The sequence below is a fragment of the Zobellia barbeyronii genome (assembly GCF_018603515.1).
Taxonomy (GTDB): Bacteria; Bacteroidota; Bacteroidia; order Flavobacteriales; family Flavobacteriaceae; genus Zobellia; species Zobellia barbeyronii.
In genome coordinates this window covers 61849-81788 of record NZ_JACATN010000003.1, presented here as the reverse complement: position 1 = coordinate 81788, position 19940 = coordinate 61849, and the positions used below count along the sequence as shown (strand labels likewise).

The window sequence follows — 19940 nt, the reverse complement described above, 5'->3', positions numbered from 1 at the left end:
AATTAATTGTCTAAAAAGTTATGTTAAGTCCCAGTGTAATTACTTTGGTCACAGGATAGATTGAACCTGAAGTAAAGTTTGGTACTAATGGATCTATACCATCTGGCATATTATCCCACGTCGCTAAGTTTTGACCAGAAACATAAATCCTAGCATTGGATATATTTATTTTGTCAACAAAATCTCTTGGTAGCTTATATCCTAAAGTAACATTTCTTAATCGTGTATAAGAAGTGTCAAACAACCAAGTTTCGTTAACACGCCAATTTGGGTGCGAACTTGCTGGGTGTAGTCGTGGGTAAGGAGAACTCGTATTTGTAGGTGTCCAATAATCAGCTTGCCATTCCTGAATTTTACCAGCATTATAAAATGCCCAACCTACATCACCTTGCAGCATTACATCTCTTCCTCCAGCTCCAATAAAGGATATAGAAAGATCAATACCTTTATATTCTGAGAAAAACTCAAAGCCCCAACTTTCATTACTTATAGTACTACCAATAGTAGTTCGGTCATCGTTATTAAGTTCACCATCACCATTTAAATCTACGTATTTTATATCTCCAGCTTGTATTGTTCCGAAACCAGGATTAGGTAGTGCAGAATTTAGATTACCATCGGTGTCAAAATCACTTTCTTGATATAATCCATCAACTTTTAAACCATAGATAGCATTAACTTCTCCGCCTACTTCATTTAAAAGGTTATCAGGAGGTAATTGATCTAAACCACCAAGATTCTTGATTTCATTATCGAAATTAGAATAATTAACGTTGAAGCCATATCTAAAATCATCTCCGATTTGATCATTCCAACCTAAGGATAAATCATACCCAGCATTCCATACTTCACCAGCATTTTGAGTAGGTGGGTTGAAACCAACTGAAGGTGGTATCGTAATACTTAACAAAATATCTTTTGTTTTTCTTACGTAGTATTCTCCGGTGAATGATAATTTGTTATTGAATAGTTTAGCATCAACAGCTATATTTTGGGTCTCTCCAGTTTCCCATTGAAGTGCAGAATTACCTAACACACCTTGAGCGCCTCCTGTTACTGGGGTTCCGCCAAGTGTAGCATCTGCATTTCCAAGACCAAATAGAGCGGTATATGGGAAGTTTACCTCTACTGTTTCTACGGTACCATCTGCAAGCTCAACGTTCTGACCATTACTTTGTCTATTTCCGGCGAATATAAATTGATTACCTAACTGACCCCAAGAACCTCTAAATTTCAAAAAGTTAATGTTCTCGTTGTCTTTTAAAAATCCTTCTTCTGAAACAACCCAACCTAAAGAAAAGGAAGGAAATGTTGCAGAACGGAAACCAGGTGCAAAACGTGAAGAAGCATCTCGTCTAACATTGGCTTCTAGTAAATATTTGTTTTTATAGGCATAGTTAACTCTACCAAATAATGATTCAAGTCCATTTAGTGTAGAACTACCGTTGTTTAATTGGGTATCTGGAGGACCTTGATTTAGTCCGCGGTATTCACTAAGAACAAAACCTTGTCTACTAGCTGACCAAATTTCTGATTGAAATTTTAAGAACTCATAACCACCTAAAGCAGATACGCTATGATTACCAAAGTCTTTGCCCCAATTTGCGACAGCATTAAAGTTGTCTTGAAAAGTAGTAAATGTTTCTTTGAATAAACTATTTGATCCAGATTGTTGCGCTGTCGCTCCTGAACTTTCATAGTAGGTATATTGTGCGTTAAAATTATCACGATCTCTATCTAAAAATTGAGGTGAGTATGTAGCCGCTATAGAGAAGTTATTAAAAGGTCTATATGTGGCCTTTATAAGTCCTCTGAAGTAATTTGAAATTGTTTGGTCTAGTCCAGTTGAATTGGCAAGACCAATAGGCTGGCCTCCGCCAAAACCGGCACCATTTGTTCCGTCATCATTAATGGCGTTAAACAATGGCTGCAAACGATATGCTTGTCTGGATAAATTTGTTAATGCTCCGGGTTGCGATTTATCTTCTCTTCTAAAGTTTAAATCAAAAGCTAAATCTATTTTATCGCTCAAGTTATAATCAAGATTAAACCTACCATTATATCTCTTAAAGTTAAAGTTCGCGATGTTACCGTCTTGGTTGGTGAACGATATGGAACTGGCAACCTTAAGTTTTTCAGAACCACCTCTTATAGAAAGGCTATGATATTGTTGTACAGCGGCAGAATTAAAAAGTAAACCAACCCAGTCCGTATCAGGAGCCGATTCTGTACCTACTCCGTTCCCTGAACGATATTGGTTGAGGGTTTCATCTGAAAACGCTCCGGGTTGGGCAGAATTAAATGCCTCCATAAACCCTAAAGAATTTAAAAACTTAAGATTTTGGGCGATACTTTGAACCCCTAAATAGGTATTATAGGTAGTTGTTATTTTACCTTCTTTACCTCTTTTAGTAGTAATAAGAATTACACCGTTTGCAGCACGTGATCCATAAATGGCTGAAGCAGATGCATCTTTAAGAACAGAAATAGATTCAATATCACTAGGATCAAGACCGTTAATGTCATCAGGAATACCATCTACCAATATTAATGGATTATTTTTTGCTCCACTACCCAAGGTTCCTACCCCACGAATACGAATAGAAGCGCCATCCTCTCCAGGCTGACCACTTGATTGAGTTGCGGTAAGTCCTGGCACTAAACCAGCTAAAGCTTGAGATGCTTGGGCTACAGGTTGTCTGCTGATCTCTTCAGCTTTGACTACCTCTACAGAGCCTGTAAGATTTACAGCTTTCTGTGTACCATAACCTACAACAACAACCTCGTCTAGTTGTGATGCCTCTTCTGCTATAGTTACATTTATAGTTGTTTGGCCGTTTATTGCTTTCTCAACAGTTCCATATCCAATAGAACTGAAAACTAGTGTAGATTGACCTTCAACCTCAATGCTGAAATTACCATCAAAATCTGCTACAACTCCGTTTGTTGTTCCTTTTTCGATAACGTTTGCTCCTGGTATGGGAATACCCTCTTCATCGCTTACGGTACCTGAGACCGTAATTTGTGCCGATATTTCGCAAAGTGCGAATATCGATAGAAGAAAAAATAGAATTGCTTTTTTCATAAGCTTTAGTTTTAGTGGTGAATAGTGGTTATTTATAGATAGTCCTACCAAATTAAAAGTCTGGTCTGGTCTAGTCCGTTAACAAATAAATAACATTATTATAGATTTCCCAAATATATTTTTGTTAAATATTGAATTTGAGGGTGTAACAATTCAGATACTCTCAATTAATTAAAAAATTAATAAGATTTTTCTTATAAAAAGCATTTCTAAATTGCGTGTTTAAGTTTGGGTATTAAATGTAGAAGGTCTTATTTACCCTAGAAAATGACTAAGGAGTATTAATATGTAAAGAAATTTGCTGGAGATGTTACAAACGAATAGCTAATTTTTGTTTTAGTATTTTTGTGGTAGTTTCAAAGAACTAATAAGCAATAAATGGATAAACTTAGTGTTGAAAAGAATTCAATGAAGCCTAAATATTTACTGCTTGCAGATAGTATTATTTCCCAAATTGAACAAAAACAATTGGTTCTTAATGAAAGATTACCTTCTGTAAATAGACTTTCCGCTCACTTTAATTTTAGTAGGGAAACCGTTTTTAAGGCACTAAACTACCTAAGTGAGAAGGGTATCGTAAAGGCGGTAGATAAAATTGGTTATTTTGTAAATGATGTGTCCCCTGAAACAGAATTTAGAGTTTTCTTGATGCTAGATAAGTTCACGGCCTTTAAAGAAGATTTATTCAATTCTTTGCTTGCTACTCTTGGCGATAGAGCAAAAGTTAGCATGTATTTCCACCATCAGAACATTGAACTTTTTGAATCGCTCATTCTTCAAAACCTTAAAAGTTATACTCATTTTGCCATTACTACTTACATCAATGAAAATCAAAAATTATATGACGCTTTAGACAAGATTCCACCAGAAAAATTAATTATCGTGGATAAGTATGAGCCAAATTTGGCAAGGGGTTATGGAATGGTTTTCCAAGATTTTGAAAATGACATTTTCAATCTTTTGGTTAAAAATATTGATTTGGTGAAAAAATATGAGAGGTTGGTTCTCTTTAACCGAGAAAACGCACCACATGGTAATTTCGTCAAGAAAGGATTTGATAGATTCTGTGATGAAAACTCATTCAAAGGAGAGGTATATGATCGTTTTTCTCCAGACTATTTTAAAAAAGGAACGCTTTACATTACCATTGATGCCTATGATAGAGATATGGTGGAGATTATAAAACTAGCTCGTAAATCTGAATGGGAGCTAGGTAAAGAGATTGGACTAATCAGTTACAATGATACTAGTACTAAAGAGATTTTAGCCGGTGGTATATCAGTAATTAGTACTGACTTTAAGAAAATGGGAGAGGAGGCTGCCAAAATGATTTTGGAAGGCAGAAGAGAACATAAAAGCAATGAAACCAAGTTGATTTTAAGGAATTCGCTCTAAAAAATCAATTACATCAGCTGTGTAAACACTTTTTTTCGTTGCACGGCATAATACCAAAATAGCAACGAAATTAGTATCGTTAGCACAGTGCCCCCTATATAGGCAATGTTATTTTCTAGTTCAAATCCTTCTGGTGCTATGAGAATGTACGTGGTACATACCATGGTCATGAAAATTGCCGGAATGAGAGTTATCCAATAGAATTTATTCTCATAAATTAAATACGCGGTAATCGTCCATAAAACAACGGTAGCCAAGGTCTGATTACTCCAGGCAAAGTACCGCCATATCATCCCAAAATCCATCTGGGTAAGTGCAAAAGCAACTATAAACAAAGGAATACTGATATAAAGCCGATTCTTTATTTTCTTTTGGTCAGTCTTAAAAATATCTGATAATATAAGTCTTGCTGAACGGAAAGCAGTATCGCCAGAGGTAATAGGAGCAGCTACAATGCCTAATAGAGCAAGAATACCACCAACTTTACCCAACATGTTTAAAGATATTTCATTGGCTGCCCATGCTGCGTTATTTCCGTTGGCGAGCATAGCATCATTAAGACCTCCCACATCACCAAAAAATGTCATAGCAGCAGCAGCCCAGATTAGAGCAACGATACCTTCGGTAATCATGGTTCCAAAGAAAATCTTTCTACCTAGTCTTTCATTTTGCATGCAACGTGCCATGAGCGGCGATTGCGTAGCATGAAAACCAGATATGGCTCCACAAGCAATCGTAACAAAAAGTATAGGAAAGAGTGGTGTGGCTTCTGGGTCAGAAGTCATATTAATTAGATTGGCAGGCACCAACTCAGGAATATGATAATCACCAAAAAATAGTGCAATTAATAATCCTAAGGCCATAAGCAACATAGCGACCCCAAATACAGGGTAGATTTTGCCTATCATTTTGTCTATAGGTAAGAGAGTGGATAATATGTAATACACCAAAATTATCCCGACCCAAATCCAAAGATTCCACATATTACCGGTCATCCCATCTATAATTTTTGCCGGACCCATAAGGAAAACGGTACCCACAAAAATTAAAAGTATAACGGTAAAATAACGCATGATATGTTTCATTCGTGGACCCAAATAGATACCCACAATTTCGCTGATGCTTAGTCCGTTATGACGTACGGATAACATGCCTGAAAAATAATCGTGAACAGCTCCTGCAAAAATACTACCCAACACAATCCATAAAAAAGCAGCAGGTCCAAACATGGCACCTGCAATTGCCCCGAAAATAGGGCCTAGACCGGCTATATTTAAAAATTGAATAAGAAATATACGCCAAGCGGGTAGGGGCATAAAATCTATGTCATCCCGTAATCGTATGGCAGGGGTTTCCCTTTCTGTATCCACACCAAAAATGTTTTCTACAAGTTTCCCATAGGTGTAATAACCCAGTATCAATACAAGAACAGAAATAATAAACGAAACCATAAAATGTAGATTTTAAAATATCAGATTAGCTATTATCCTCTAGGAATTCAGTAACAAGGTATGCATTCTTCTCTTTATTGGATGCGGAAAAATGCTCAAGATTTTTTAACACTTCCGTGGAAATTACTTTTTTACTTGCTAGGTGTTCTAAGTATTTAAGTAACTGGTTTTTAGTAAGTACACTCAGCTGCGTAGAGATATGCGTCACGGTAGCATCAGAAGCGAAATCAATATGTTGAAGCAATAAACTTCTGGTATTGATATCAATATAGGGAAGTGCATCCCAAAAAGGTTGCATGGTAGTTGGAGATTGCGAAAAAGAGCTTGCTAAATTTTTAATGATGAAAGAACGCACCAATGGAATACCCGATTTGAAAAGCTCCGATACTCTGGAAAAATTGACTTTATACTGATTTTGGTCAAGGTTTTCTAATGCATACATCTGATAATTGGTATGGTCGTTGTTCAGCATTTGTACCAACATAGCTTCATCTTGTTGCTGAACGGTATGGGCTTTAATTTGCTCCTTAATTTTACCATGAACTAAATGCCAAGCTACATAACATGAATATAGGGCGCCAGAGACAACAGATTCTTTCACCTCTTTTACAGTAGCACCGGATAAGGCATCTACACCTTCAATTTTAGAAGGCTTGGGCTTGGTAACCAACTCGTCTATGGCTCTTCTCTTTAAGATTGAATTATCATCTTTCAGCAAATCGTGAAGCTTCCAATAATCTGAGAACAAAAACTCATCGTGATCATGTTTGGTCAATGGCTCCTTAACTGAGCGGTCAAAACCAGCATAATCACCCAAAAGTGTCCAATACAGCGTAATGTGCATAAATTTGCAATCACCATCGGCACAGACAGGGGTTATAATGTTGGAGGAATATAAGATGGGCGCCTCTGTATTATCGCGAAATAAGTTTACTTTTTGAGCACCCACAGAATCCGTAATGATTTCCAATGGAGTTTCTGAAATGTGGAGCGATGTATTTGGTTTCCAGTCCAATATAAAAAACTCTGGACTAGCCTCTAAAACAGTTTTTTCTTGACTATCAGAAAATGCGATAGGCGACCCAAACTGAGCATCACAAAAGTGGGTTACAAATAAAAGGAAGCCTAACGCAATTCGTCTCATTTTTTAGAAGTAGGAATTTTTTCGTATTTCTGATCTTCTATCAAATTTAAATATTCTTCTAAATACCCAGTATAAATTTCACGAGGCATAACTTCATATTTTTTGCAAAGTGAAGCGGCATAACCTACAGCAGCTCCCATTTGTCCCGTAGTAAGCATAACTCTTGGGCCTCCAAGTCCGGCATGTGAGCAGCTGAAATTACGGCCTGCCATAAAAAGGTTTTTAATATTTTTAGAGTACAAACTTCTGTATGGGATATAGTATTGTGGAGCTCTATAAAATAATGCTTCTGAAATGAAATCTGGATTATTTTCATCCTCTAGAACGGTTTGATAATGTACATCTACCGCTCTTGTTTCGATTACCACGCCATCAGGAAATTCTGTTCCTTCTTTGGCATTGTTGAAGGTGAAAATATGGTCTCCCACCAAACGTCTAGATTCTCTTTTACCTACTAGGTATGATACCCATTCCAATTTTCGATTTTCGTTTACTTCGTCTTTTTTAGCACTGGAGAAAGAACCATAGATAGCGCGGAGCATATGATCGCGTATTTCTTCGGCATCATCAATCTGACTCAAATCGTTACGGCTAAATTCCCACTGCCATTCACCATTAACCTCGGAATAATCTTTAGAAACAGGCATGGCCCAAGGAACTTCCGGAAAACTCTGAGGACTATCTGTATCTTTAGATCCCCAAAGTACAGAAGAACCCATAACAGCATTATCTGCCTCTTTTGGACTCCATAATTCACCATGTTCTTCCCAATGTTCACCGTAGGTGTCAACACTTTCTCGACCGTATGAAAATTCGGCACCAGCCCAAAAACCTATCCAGCCATCTCCTGTAGAATCTACAAAATAAGGAGCAGTAAACCGCTTTCTTTCTCCCGTAAAAGTTTGTCTGGCATCTACATATTTTACGCTGTTTTCTTCAGATAAAGCATCGTAAGCTCGCCAGTTTAGAAATAAATCAATATTGTCATAACTCTTAACATTTTTATCTCTTTTTTCTTGGTCTAGTTTGGCATCTGCTGAACCGTTTGGATAGTGTTCTGTATCGATTTTCTTTAATATCCTCTCAAAATTACCGTAGATACCTAAGGTGTGAACACGAATTTCTTCACTGGCATTCCCTCCTAAAACAGGACGATCGTGTATCAACGCAACTTTCAATCCCTGTTCTGCCCCAGCAATAGCTGCTGCACAACCCGCTAAACCGCCACCTACAACTACTAAATCATACGTTTTTACTTCTTCGGGAGCATTTGGTTGGGCCGTAATTTCTTGACGCCAAGCTGCTAATTTTTTAGTGGATGAGGGAGGTGCATCTTTTTTAGTTGAAAAATAGATGGCATCACAACGCCCGTTAAAACCTGTAAGATCTTGTAGTTCAATATGCGTAGCTTGCTTTTTGTTTATTTTGGCTTCTCCGGCATATTGCCATCCCCAACCGGATCGGGTTCCCAAAACGGTATCTAATACCGTTTCGCCTACTTTTAATTGGAATCTTCCCGGTGCTTCCCATTCACCTGGAACCCAATTCATGGTGCGTACCCAAATATGATATGTACCCGATTTTTTGAATTCTACAGAAGTAGAAGCATTTTTTACCGGTTTACCCATGCCGTGCGCATTGAGGTAGGGCGATCCCATTTGTTCTACGAACTGTGGGTCTACGACCCAACCACCGGGATTATCAAAACTTTCAGCTTCTAAAAGGATATCTTGTGCTACTGCATTGAGCGAAGCGATAAAGAGGATGAGGACGGTCAGTAAATTTTTCATAAAGTATAATGTTCTGTATCAGGACGAAATAAATCTAGTACGGTCTAGTACGGTTTCGGTAAATATATAAAATTATTTTTAATCTAATTATTTAGCCTGTAATAAGTGATGTTAATATATTTTTGGGTTAGATTTTGAATATTTGTTAGTGAGGGTAGTTTTAAGCTGTTTATAAAAAAAAATCCCCAAGGCAATACCAGGGGGATTCATAGAATACTAAAGGCTATCTGTTTAATGCCATTCGCTCAGAATAAAACTATTGAGCCAAACTGCTTTTTCGTCACTTCCTTTAAATATGAAACGAACATTACTGTTCCCATCCGATTCAAAGTATATCTCGGTGGGTTGAAAAGGTGTAGTCTGCATAGTTTCTCCTTCGGTTACGGTTATGTTAGATAGAGTAGAGGAACCATTTGCATCGATAATAGTAACACCAATTTCTTTGGCATAAGGAATCTTATAGATTTTATAAGTGGCTATTTTTTCCTGATTGGGGTCCATACTATCAGTATTGGTTCTAGGGGCATGATGAACTGTATTCAACTTATATTTTCCCTTTTTCAATCCAGAAAATTCTAAGGTCAGTCCTTCTTTTGACACACCCAGAACACCTTCGCCATGAGCGAAACCGTATTTTCCAATAACATTTATTTCACCCAACCAACGGGTTGAGCTAGCATCACCATTACTTTGAACGGTAGCGGAGAAACCTTCAAACTCTTCAAATTCCTTTGTAGAGGCCGCATTGTCTTTGCCATTCCACGGAGTCCAATCAAACTGAACTAATTGTTCATCTCCTCCTAAATCTACCCGAAGCGTTTCAAAATCATAGATAGGCTTTGCATTTGCAGCTATCACATCAAAATTAGCTTTTACGGTTGCAACTGTTGCGAAGGCAGATTTCAGACCTTTTGCTTTAGCTGTAATCGTAATCTCACCGGGAGAATTACCTGCGCGAATCAGTACTGGGGCAACACCATATTGTGTTGGCATAGGATTGGAACCAATACCTTCTTTATCGCCAATAATTTCAGCATCGCCCTTTATAGCGAATTCAACAGCTGTGTCAGTATCACCCAGTAGTGTACCGTTTCTATCTAGCACCTTTGCATAAACCACAAGAATATCAGAACCATCCGCAACAAATTTTCTGCCTTCAGTATCAGGTTCTAGAACTATTTTATATGCCGATTCTGGAGTTTGCTTAGTTTCGGAAACAACAACTTTATTATCAAGCAGACCATTTGCCGTCAGTTTTCCTTTTTCATATTGTGGGATAGAAAATACGAACGGCGCATGTTTTAAATATTTGTATTTATCTGCTTTTGTAGGGTGTTGTGTTGCAATGGTCTTACCGTTCACTTTTAATTCCACTTTCTCCGAATTGCTGAACACGACCACTTCTTTAGTACCTTCTTTCCAATCGGTATTAATAAGGAGATAAGGATAATCGGTTAGTTCGGCAGGATACCAAGCCAGATTTTCTTCGGGACGCGGGTAGCGGAAAGCGGTCATAAAACCGCCTCGACTTCTATCTTTTGGCGTGTCGGTAGGATGAAAAGTATAATAGGCATGTGCCGTCCACGATATGAGACCCAATTTCATGGGACTGTTCATATATTCATTAATAGCCTCAGGACCACGACGCCCTTCCATTGCTAGCATGGGTTCATCTCCACTCCAATAATAGGGTCCATACACCATTTGCCCATAAATATCCGTTAAACCAGAGGTTTGCCAACCCGTCCAACGGCTACTTTGCGAAGCGGTATATCTAAACGGGTCTTCTTGTTTAATTACATTATGAGCCCTTGGAACATAACCCCTGTGATTGATACCAGCTCCCCAGACAAAAACGGAAGTGTGGTTTCTATGGTTTCTGACCATAGTTCTTGCTGCTTTTTCGAAATTATCGAACCAAGCTTCATTACCGATGGACATCCATGTTGGGGCCTCTTCATATACCAGCATACCAAGTTCGTCACAGGCTTCTAGCAAAGAATTGTCATGTGGGTAATGTGCCGTTCGGATAACATTCATTCCCAGTTTTTTTAATTGTAGGATATCTTTGTAATGCAAAGAATTGGGCATGGCATCACCTATAAAACCGTAATGTTGGTGTAAATTGGTGCCAATGAGTTTTATGGGTTTTCCGTTCAGGACAATACCATCATGATTGTTCATTTCAATTTTCCTGAATCCCGTTTTAACTTCTACTTGGTCCACAGCCTTATCATCTTCTAGAACTAACGTATGTACTCGGTAGAGGTTAGGTTCATCTATAGACCAAAGTTTTAGATTATCTTCTATACTGCCAATGAGGTTAAATTGAACATCGGCTCCTGCTGGAATAGTTTTGGTCTGCTTTAGTTTTAATACGACTAAACCTTTAACATCTATTACTCTGCTTAAAACGGTAGTCTTTTTAGATTGAACATTTTCATTACGAACCGTAGTTTTAATGTTGATAGTAGCATTAAGATTAACTGGGTCTACGGTTGGTGTAGTGATGTATTGACCTGCATTTTCAGCTTCCCAATTAAAAGTTATGTGTAGAGGATTGGTTTCTACTAAATACACATCGCGATACAGACCGGCGAACTTAATATAGTCCATTGGACCAGGGTCTGGTGGAATATCATCCCGTTTTCTGTTATCGGCTAAAACCGTTACGAGGTTCTTTTCGCCTCGATTTACAAAATCCGTAATATCAAAATGAAAAGGAGTGTAGCCTCCAACGGAGTGCTGACCAATGTGCTTGCCATTTACCCACACGTCCGTTACCTGATGAACACCTTCAAACTCAAGAAAAACCTTGTTGTTCGCGTTTTCGGAAACCTGAATCTCTTTTCGATACCAACCTACTTTTCGCATGAAGGTTTCTTGGTACTTATCATCTTGAGCCCCGTTGAGGTCCATTGTAGTAAGTTCCAATCCGTGAGGCACGTTAACTGTTTCCCAGTTGGAATCATCCGTATCCAATTTAAAGAAATCGGCATCGGGGTCGCCCAAATGGAATTTCCATCCTTGGTTGATATTTAGTTTGGAACGGTCAGTCTTTGTAAACCCTTCTGGTAAGGTTGTATTCTGCCCCCAAGCTATTGCGGTAAACAATAGTGCACAGAGCATTAATCTGTAATGCTTCATTCTATAATGTTCTTTAATGAAAATTGTTTATTTGCTCTTTTCAAGCTCTTCAATCGTCCAATAATCTTCGCGATTTTCTTGTTCCTTTCGAACTTTACTGACTTGCCATCCACCAACACCTTTTTCGTTGTTCAAGTGCATTCTGATATAAGTCACCACGCTGGCAATGTAATCATCGTCCTGTTGTTTCATACCCGCCATAACACCGGAATATTCTTTACCGTCCACAGGTCCGGTAAGTCCATTTAGAAGAATTTTCACTGGAATATTCCAATCTTTAGCGGTAACCCTAGGAGAGCCCACCAATGACGGAGCCATTCCTTCAATACCCGTACCGTTCATGCCGTGGCATGCAGCGCAGAGGTTTTTGAAATTGTTGTACCCCTCTACGATTCTCTTTCGGGTATTACTGTTTTGTAAAACATACTGTTTTTTAATTTTCTCTATTTCTAAAGGAACTTCCTTTAAGCTTTCTTCACCAATAGTTGCAATGGCTTCATTACTTGGGTTAGCTGCAATAATTTCAGAAATGGTTTCTTTTCCCATTTTGTCTTTAGCTGAATTCAAAGAAAGGACTACTTGTTGTAAAACCTCTGGAGCTTTATCACTCTTCAAAGCCTGAACAGCTTCAAAAACACTAGCATCTCCAGATTTTAAAAATGGTTCACTTACTCGCAAGGCTGCTGCACGTACACGGGCATCTTCATCTTGTAAAGCGACTATGACAAGAGGTTTGTCTATGGCATCAAGACCATCTAATGTCCAGATGGCATGAAGTCTTCCCAATGCATAATCGGCATCGTCTAACATAGAACCTATAAAAGGGGTTCCAACAGTAACCATATCTTTCAAATCAGAAACGATACTTTTATCTTGTTTTAGAACCAATACTTTCTGTGCTGTAAGACGGTACCAACCGTTAGGGTGATGTAGGTAATCTAATAACTCATCATTAGTTTTATGCAATAAATCTTCTTGTTTTGAAGGTGCTATTTCATCATGAACTATTCTATAAATTCTACCTTTTCCAACATTTTTATCAAAACCTTTTCTTTCTACCACGGGGCGTAAAAAACTACCTTTTCTAACCCAGTTACCCTCTTGGATAATACCACGGTACATGTCAACCACGTACAGACAACCGTCAGGACCAGTCTGTGTATCAACAGGTCTAAAGTTGGTATCTGTAGATGCTAAGAATTCTGTTTCGCCGTAAGGATTAGACAATACTTTTTTTCCGTTTACCAAGTTCACTTTCGCACGGCGAATCAAACGCCCAACAGGCTCTGGAATAAAAAGGTCTCCGTACATGGGTAGTTTGTCTCCCAAGAATATAGATTGCCCACAGCTGGCGGTAAAATGGTTAAGCGTCCCATCTTCACGAAGACGGCCAAAACCACCTTGAACATCTGGTGTTCCAATAATAGGCCATACTTTTTCAAAGCCTTCTTCCCATTTTCCTTCCATTTCCAAAGTACCGTAGTAGGGGTGTTTTTGGTAACCTAACGCCGGAGTTTCCCCACCGGCACTGGAATAGTAAAGTTGACCGACTTCATCTTGTGTCATTCCCCATTGCCCCGAAGGTGCATCTCTTAGAGTATCAATTTCCATTTCCCCTCTAGTAAACCTATAACGAAATGAACCATTAGACTGATAAAGGTAGTTGTCAAGTCCCCAAATCATTGTAGCAGATTGATGCTCTAAATTTGCATTGTCTCGTTTGTTCTTTTCTAAAACAAGCTTCTTTTCGTCGGCAACGTTATCGCCATCTGTATCTCTGTAGGTATAAAGACTACGGTTATAGGTCTCCCCAATAAGGACGCGGTCATCTAAAGGAACAATAATCCTTGGAAGAATTAAGCTGTCCACAAAAACGGTGCTTTTGTCCATTTTTCCGTCGCCATCAGTATCTTCAAGAACTGAAACCCTGCTCCACGGTTCATTCTCATCTGTACCGTCAATATCTTGCATGTAAGTGAGCATTTCAGCAACATAAAGTTTGCCGTCAGGCCCCCAAGCAATCGTTACAGGTTCATTGATCATAGGTTCACTAGCAACTAGTTCCATATGATAACCCTCAGGAAGATGCATTGTTTTCATACTCTCTTCCGGGGTCATAAAAACAACTGGAGGGTCTTTTACAAGTGTTGGTTTGGTATAAATAACATCTGCGTAGACCGGTTTTTCTTTTTTACAACTGCCAAGGGTTAATAGAATAAGGACAGAAGTAACGAAGAGACTTTTTTGTATCGTAGAACGATTTGGTAACTGGTAAAATAATTGATTCATATTCGGTTTTTGGCGTTTGTTTGTTGTTCGTTTTTGGTTAAAACTGCAATATTGGTTGGTAAGAATGATTGTTCGTAAAAATAATCATAGCACCCTATTGAAGTTGTTACAAATGATCATATGCCTATATCATATGTGCTTTTTCATGATTTCTAATTTTCTAAACCGATATGACACAGCAATTGATATAAAAAATTAGTTAAGAGTTATTTTGAAAACATTCGCAGATTCATCTAGTGTAGCATCGTTCAATTTTAGATTTAGACCCTTTTCATCATGACTAAATTGAAGGGTTTTACCTGTACCCAAATGCACGACTTTTTGAATATCACCTTTGCGAAGTTTAAAACTTGAATTTAAAGATTTTATCAATAAGTCACCATCAGGTTTGCCTAAGCAAGTGGCGTAAAGGTTGTTTCCGTTTACAGTAAACCGGATGTCTTCTTTTGTGTATTGAACTTGTGCAAAATGATTGTTGTGATGGTACGTATAGTTACCTTCATCAATATCAGTAGGGCCTTCGCCATAAATAAACCAAGGAGCTGTGTTATAAACAGCTTCACCATTCTTTTCTAACCATTTGCCCATCTGTGTTAGGTTTTGGACTACTTCGGCAGGAAAAGTACCGTCTGACTTTGGAGGGATATTTAATAAAAGAACTCCGTTTTTACTAATAACATCCATCAACATATCTACCAATTCATTGGTGGAACGCATAGGAATGCCTTCTCTATAAAACCAACCATGTGTTGGGAAATCTGGTGGAACGGTCATATCCATATCGGTCATCCAAACATCATAAGCAGTTTCGGTAAGAATACCATTTTCTAAATCTCGCATTCCTACAGAAGGTGGAATGTCATTGGATTTATAAACAAATTCAACTTCTTTATTTCGCTCTATAGACTTGTTGAAGAAGTAAGAAATAAACTCCCTTTGGTACTTATCTTCGAATACGGGAGATGGTGAAGTTCCTTCACCAATAAATTTACTTTTACGAGTCACTTTTTTATTGTGTGAGCCTTTGGTACCGCCAAAACTAGCATCCACCCAAAAAATATCCGGATCATACTTGTCTACACCTTCTTTTGCAAAATTAATCCATTCAGCACCTTCAATGGAATGATAGGAAACTAAGGTTTTCATATTTCGTTTTCGGACAGCTTTAAAAACTTCGCCTACAATATCTATTTTAGGTCCAACTTTAGCCGTGTTGTAATCTGATATGTCACTGTCCCAATGTTTTAAATCACTACCATGCCATCCGATTACTCCACCAAATTTGGCTCCCGCAGTTTCGAACAGTTTGGCCCATTCATCTGCATTAAAATTTTCGCCTTTAAATTGTTTGAGCAATTGTTCATCCGTCCAATCTTCTTTTCCTTTTTCATAACTGATGGTCTGAATACCCCAATGACAGTATATTCCGAACTTGGCATTGACTAACCATTCAGGGGTATGGTGATTGCGAAGCGAACTCCAAGCCGGTTCATAATTTTTTTCCTGAGCTTGTAAACAGGAGGGCAGGTATAACAAAATGGCTATTAAAATGAAGACTGTTTTTTTCATAATCGTTGTTTTATTTTGGTAACTGGTTCTGGTATGTATAAGAATATTTTAAGCTAGGTAAGAGCTTGTTTATTAGTTTTTAAAAAAGAGTCGTCCCTCCATTGTTGAGCAAGTCCAAGTAGGTTTTTTGCATTCTTTGAATACGTTCTGATTGCCCGGGCTCATTAATTAAGTTTTTGTTTTTCTTTTCTTGAACATTGTCCTTTAAATCATACAGTTCAATTGCTTTTAGTCCTTTTAGGTTTTTCTTACTATCCGCTATCATGATCAGTTTAAAATTACCTTCGCGAATGGCATGAAAAGGACCTTTTACATCTTGTGACCTATGCATGAGGTACTTGTGCAGTGGTTCAGTAGATTGTTCTTGAAAAATGGGAAGAAGGTTAGCGGAATCTAAAATTTTATTATCATCAAGCGGAATTTTTAATAGAGTCGATAAGGTGGCAAACATGTCTTGACCTATAATAGGTACCTGAGATTCTGAGTTTTTGACAATTTTTCCTGGCCAAACCGCTACGAAAGGAACACGGTGTCCCCCTTCATAGATTGATGCTTTTTTACCTGCCAATCCATTACTGGAATCATGTCCTGCCTGAGTTAAGGCTCTGTTGTGATTAAGACCACCATTGTCTGAAGTAAATACAAAGAGTGTGTTTTCATATTTGCCTGTTTTTTTGAGAGCCTTTATCATCATACCTACTTGGGCATCTAGTTCTGCAATCATATCCCCATGATTACCTAAGGTTGAACCTTTTATTTTTACTCCGTCTAGAGTTTCAGATGGGCTGTGTGGCACGTGAACGGCCTGGCTGCAGTAGTAAATAAAAAATGGATTGTGGTTCTGTTTTTTTATATACTCCACTGCTTTGTTAGCTAATATTGGGCCAGCTAATGAAGGGTTCCAATTAGAATCGCCAATACCATCACGATTACGCTTTCTGTTATCTTCATCATATTCCGTCTGTGCAAACGGAATGTGTACCAGTTTTGAATCTGATTTGAGTTTCATCCACGCGCCATTTTCATAATAGACATAAGGTTTGTTTTGAATCCCCTGAGGAAGTTCTATAGAATAATCAAAGTCGAATTTTTGAGCACCTCCTTCAGTTTTTGAATAATTCTCTGGAGCACCGTTCCAAACGCCGCCTAATCCCCATTTGCCAAAAAATGCCGTGTTATATCCTGCTTTTTTCGCAATCCGAGATAGAGTAGTGGAGTCATCATCAATACCGTCATTTGTTAAGGGAGACCAAACACCCCAAGGGCTATTTGTATTTCTGTATGGATAATTGCCTGTCATCATTGAATATCGGGTAGGAGCACATAAAGAAGCAGGGGAGTGGGCATCAGAAAAGCGCATACCATTTGCAATGAGTTCATCTATATTAGGTGTCGGAACCAATGGTTCTTTACCCGTTCTTTCTTTGTGATAAAAGCCGATATCTCCAACACCAATATCATCGGCCATTAGGATTACAATATTTGGTTGTTCCTTAGCATTAAGGAAACTGCTAAGTCCTGCAAATAAAACTAGGAAGCATATTTTGTTTATTAATGTGGATGGATTCATACGTGTTCTATATTTTAAGTAGTGTTATGGTTTGTTATTGTCTTTCCTTAACAGGTTTCAAATGTTCTTTTTCGAAACCTTCAAAAAAATAGGGGTAATTGTCCCAAGGCGATTCCCCCTGCATTCTTGGGTCGTTCGTCTTTTTTAAATAGGCAAACAAGTCTGTTTTCAATTCGATACACAGGTTTGCATAAGAATCGTCAGAAGCAAGGTTATGTAATTGATAAGGGTCTTCCTTTACATTGTACAGCTCTACTTCAGGGCGTTTTTTAAGTGATAGGTCGGCATAAAATTTTACAGAGGCTTCATCTTTGTTTACAATTAAATATTCACGGGAAGGTCCCGCGTCAATATCTCCGTAAAAACCTTGGTGTGGAGAAGCAAAATCAGGATTACCGGAAGGCCATCTGTCAGGTTCAAAATTTAGCATGTACAACCAATCGCCTTTGCGAATGGTTCGTATGGGATAGGGAGCTCCTCCGGGACGGCAATAGGTGTGGCGTTCCAAAGCCGTAAATACCCGATCTCTTTTAGGGTCAATTTGCCCGCTTTTATTGGACAGCAAAACTTCTAGAAAACTATTTCCTGTAATATCTTCGGGAACAGCAATACCAGCGGCTTCTAGTAAAGTGGGAGCAAAATCAGTGAAGCTTATAAAATCATCTACGTGGTTGCCCCCTTTAATTTTATTGCCCCAACATATGGCTAAAGGCATATGTGTGCCATAATCATAGCAGGTACCTTTTGCACGGGGAAAAGGCATTCCATTATCTGCCGTTACAATTATGATAGTGTTCTCCAACTCTCCGGCTTCTTCTAGCGCTTTGATCATACGACCCAAGTGCGAGTCAAACCATTCTATTTCATTGTAATAATCGGCGATATCATTACGTATCAATTCATTGTCGGGTAAGAATCCGGGTACCTCTATTTTTGAAATATCTTTGCCTGCTCTAGCGCCACTTCCAGCATCGTATCCTCGGTGGGCTTCATGTGACCCGAACCAAAAAAAGAAAGGTTTGCCCTCTTCTTTACTAGAAAGAAATGCATTGAAGTTTTCCGCATAATCTTTATTGGACATATTTTTTGGGGCATCCATTTTAATGTCGTTGAACTCTGGAGCTAATGGGCGTATCTGGTAGGGTTCTTTTTGATTGGCCGGCATATACCCTTTGCCAGAATACCCTGTGCTATATCCGTTTTGGGATAATAGAGTCGAAAAAGTGGTGTATTTTTTAGGCAATCCTCCAAACAATAGTCCCCCTTCTTCAAGTTCCCAAATGTTACGCCCGGTTAAAATGGAAGCTCTTGACGGAGCACAAGAAGACACGTTCGTATAGGCGTTGTTGAATATAACCCCACTCTTGGCAACGCGGTCAAAATTAGGCGTGTTTAACTCTGCCGTACCTTGAGCGGAAGTATGGACAAAAGATTGATCATCGGCAATACAAAAAAGGATGTTTGGCTTTTGTTGACTAGCTGCCTCTGCAAAGCATCCACTTATCAATAGTAGAAGAATTAATAGTGTTGTCTGTTTATTAAAAAAAGTCATCATGTTTTTTGTCTAATATTTATTAAGCCTTAATTGTTCCATTAAATTCAATATTGGAGAGAATTTATGATGTAATTATTTTCCTTTTTCTGTAATTTTTAATCCAGTGTCTTAATCTTAATAGACCTAAATTCTACTCCTTGACCTTCTGCCTGTAGACCAATAAAGCCACTTGATATTGCTTTGCCATCAACTAGCATAGCTGGATCAGAACCTACTATAGCACGACCTCCAATTATAGGGTTGGAGTATTGCAAAACAGTATCTCCTTCCACTATATGCGTTATATTAGATTGCTTATCTACAATTAACTCACCCTTCACCCATTGATTCCATTTGTAAGTTTTGGAACTAGACTGTACCACATGCTGTTTAATTAATTTACCATCTTTATGAATGTGCGTTCCCGGGCTGCATGAATTTCCCGTATGCCTTGGTTCCCCCTCTGTTTCTTCGGCTAAAAATTGAAACTCTACAGCTACAGGCCATTTCTGGTCTTTTAAAATGATTTTTGGGTCTTGTGAATGAAACATAATACCGCTGTTACGATAGGCATGAATAGGAGCCTCGTCCATCCACTGTTCTGTAAAACGATATTCGAATTTAAGGTGATAAGCTGAAAATGGTTTATGATAAAATAAATGTCCAAAGCGTTCTCCAAATTCAGTATAACCATCATAATTTACTTGAATCACACTGTCAACCACTCTAAAAGTATTTGCATAATTATCTCCTAATTCATGATGGTTGAACTTAACTACCCATCCGGCCAAATTTTTTCCATTGAAAAGAACTTGCCAATTTTCCTTATCCGTTTTTTGGTTTTTTAGCTGTTGGCATTGGCAAAAAGTAAGCACTATAGCAAAGCCAAAAATCATTTTATATAATCTCATAAATTTATTTTTTTACATTAATCTTTGATAATTTCATATCAGCCTACTTAGACTC

General features: G+C 38.2%; 11 protein-coding genes. 1 reads left to right on the top strand and 10 read right to left on the bottom strand.

Annotated elements, in window-relative coordinates:
• Positions 1-10: 10 nt before the first annotated feature.
• Positions 11-3085 (bottom strand): SusC/RagA family TonB-linked outer membrane protein, encoded by a 3075-nt coding sequence (locus HW347_RS08985; protein ID WP_214611569.1) that lies wholly within the window; start codon positions 3083-3085, stop codon positions 11-13.
• A 378-nt stretch (positions 3086-3463) separates the two neighbouring features.
• Here HW347_RS08985 and HW347_RS08980 point away from each other — a divergent pair, with 378 nt between their 5' ends.
• Positions 3464-4480, top strand: coding sequence for a GntR family transcriptional regulator (locus HW347_RS08980; RefSeq protein ID WP_214611568.1), 1017 nt, complete (start codon positions 3464-3466; stop codon positions 4478-4480).
• Between the two features lie 8 nt (positions 4481-4488).
• On the opposite strand, the gene HW347_RS08975 is transcribed toward HW347_RS08980, so the two are convergent.
• From HW347_RS08975 to HW347_RS08935, 9 genes are all read right to left on the bottom strand, one after another.
• On the bottom strand, positions 4489-5931 hold the full coding sequence (locus HW347_RS08975; protein ID WP_214611567.1) for a carbon starvation CstA family protein: 1443 nt from the start codon (positions 5929-5931) through the stop codon (positions 4489-4491).
• A 25-nt stretch (positions 5932-5956) separates the two neighbouring features.
• Positions 5957-7075 carry a hypothetical protein gene (locus HW347_RS08970; RefSeq protein ID WP_214611566.1) on the bottom strand — a complete coding sequence of 373 codons (1119 nt, stop codon included), beginning with the start codon at positions 7073-7075 and terminating at the stop codon, positions 5957-5959.
• Positions 7072-8865: an FAD-dependent oxidoreductase gene (locus HW347_RS08965; RefSeq protein ID WP_214611565.1), complete on the bottom strand. Its 1794-nt coding sequence runs from the start codon at positions 8863-8865 to the stop codon at positions 7072-7074. The genes HW347_RS08970 and HW347_RS08965 overlap by 4 nt, the downstream gene beginning before the upstream one ends.
• Positions 8866-9096: 231 nt before the next feature.
• Complete coding sequence (locus tag HW347_RS08960) at positions 9097-12012, bottom strand: glycoside hydrolase family 2 protein (protein ID WP_214611564.1); 2916 nt, start codon at positions 12010-12012, stop codon at positions 9097-9099.
• A 27-nt stretch (positions 12013-12039) separates the two neighbouring features.
• Positions 12040-14301 carry a DUF7133 domain-containing protein gene (locus HW347_RS08955; RefSeq protein WP_214611563.1) on the bottom strand — a complete coding sequence of 754 codons (2262 nt, stop codon included), beginning with the start codon at positions 14299-14301 and terminating at the stop codon, positions 12040-12042.
• Positions 14302-14496: 195 nt separating this feature from the next.
• Complete coding sequence (locus HW347_RS08950; protein WP_214611562.1) at positions 14497-15870, bottom strand: alpha-L-fucosidase; 1374 nt, start codon at positions 15868-15870, stop codon at positions 14497-14499.
• Between the two features lie 79 nt (positions 15871-15949).
• Positions 15950-17440: a sulfatase family protein gene (locus HW347_RS08945; RefSeq protein WP_214611561.1), complete on the bottom strand. Its 1491-nt coding sequence runs from the start codon at positions 17438-17440 to the stop codon at positions 15950-15952.
• Positions 17441-17474: 34 nt separating this feature from the next.
• Positions 17475-18995, bottom strand: a complete 1521-nt coding sequence (locus HW347_RS08940; RefSeq protein WP_214611560.1) for a sulfatase family protein — start codon at positions 18993-18995, stop codon at positions 17475-17477.
• A 95-nt stretch (positions 18996-19090) separates the two neighbouring features.
• Positions 19091-19885 carry a 3-keto-disaccharide hydrolase gene (locus tag HW347_RS08935; RefSeq protein ID WP_225901881.1) on the bottom strand — a complete coding sequence of 265 codons (795 nt, stop codon included), beginning with the start codon at positions 19883-19885 and terminating at the stop codon, positions 19091-19093.
• Positions 19886-19940: the final 55 nt, after the last annotated feature.